This window comes from Natronococcus jeotgali DSM 18795 (assembly GCF_000337695.1).
Taxonomy (GTDB): Archaea; Halobacteriota; Halobacteria; order Halobacteriales; family Natrialbaceae; genus Natronococcus; species Natronococcus jeotgali.
Map to the genome: position 1 here is coordinate 1 of NZ_AOIA01000065.1, position 810 is coordinate 810.

Annotated in this window: 1 protein-coding gene and 1 pseudogene; both read left to right on the forward strand. The window is 50.6% G+C overall.

The window, feature by feature from the left end; translation table 11 throughout:
* A partial coding sequence (locus C492_RS22485) for a UbiA family prenyltransferase (RefSeq protein WP_169333441.1) occupies nucleotides 1-455 on the forward strand: 455 nt, incomplete at its 5' end.
* Nucleotides 456-521: 66 nt separating this feature from the next.
* Nucleotides 522-665 (forward strand): annotated as a pseudogene (locus tag C492_RS23575) (ISH3 family transposase); the annotation flags it as partial.
* Nucleotides 666-810: the final 145 nt, after the last annotated feature.

Consider the following 810-nt stretch of genomic DNA (forward strand, 5'->3'; position numbering starts at 1 on the left):
GTCCAGGAATCGGAAACGCTCTGGTAGCATATCTCGTCGGAAGTACATTCCTGTTCGGTGCAGCTGCAGTTGGTCAGCTAATCGGGGCTGTGGTTATATTGTTCCTTCTATCAGCGCTATCGACGGGTGCTCGCGAAATAATTAAAGATGTTGAGGATATTAGGGGGGATCGCCAAGAAGGACTGAACACGTTACCTATCGCGATTGGAGAACGACGGGCTCTCTTCATCGCAGCAACGCTTCTTGTAGTGGTAGTGCTAACAAGTCCTGTACCGTATCTGCTTGGAACATTCGGTATAATATACCTCGTCTTGGTTGCTCCAGCGGTTACTCTGATGCTCTACGCTGGCTATCAAAGTTTTAGTGACCCAACAACGGGCCAATCAATCCTCAAATACGGAACGTTTGTTGCAGCAGCGGCATTCATTGGAGGACGACTCACGCTTGTCGTGTGAATTGACGTCCTAACACCTACCGCGCCGAAGCCACGTCAGCAGGCCAGTCATCACTTTCGGCTATACATATTCGTCGGCGCGACCGTCGACGGGACCTCGGTCTCCACGCTGTGTAACTCCAGCAAGGATTCACCCTCTGCGAACACGATCCTCTACCAGCTCCGAACGAAATTCGAGCCGGAACGGCTCGAACGAGTCGCTAACACACTTTGTTCAACGACCGAACGCAATCGAAGTTGTGAGCGGCCTGTTCCAAGCTGGATGGTTCTGAGTTGAGGAGTACACAAATTGTTTCATCGATGAGTCTGTAGAGTGATCTATGTCTAATACGAATTCGGCCTCCAATATCGAGAAC